Here is a 239-nt window from a genome sequence, read left to right as displayed (position 1 = left end):
CATCCATTTCAAGACATGCCTGGCGCAGTTCCTCACTGGTTGCAACTGCTTTGTTCTTGAAGGTCTGCTTCATTAGACCTGTAGCCACACTTTCAAAACCGGGGACGTTTGCCATGAGCAAGTTGGGCATTGGCCAGTAGATGTTCGGGAATCCTTCGGGGCCAAAGGGCATTTTCATCGGCATGGCAGGGGTTCCCAAAGGTGAGACCGCGGCTGTGAGTTCTGGTTTTAACAAAGTA

The 239-nt window shown here is 51.0% G+C and carries 1 protein-coding gene; it reads right to left on the bottom strand.

The window, feature by feature from the left end; genetic code table 11:
* The coding region (locus tag SAZ04_RS22930; RefSeq protein WP_431309059.1) for a hypothetical protein at window positions 1-184 on the bottom strand (184 nt) is incomplete at its 3' end.
* Between the last annotated feature and the right edge of the window lie 55 nt (window positions 185-239).

Source organism: Halalkalibacter lacteus (genome assembly GCF_036663595.1).
Taxonomy (GTDB): Bacteria; Bacillota; Bacilli; order Bacillales; family Bacillaceae_D; genus Halalkalibacter; species Halalkalibacter lacteus.
The sequence above is the reverse complement of the archived record's forward strand: the minus strand, read 5'-3'. Positions and strand labels throughout refer to the sequence as shown.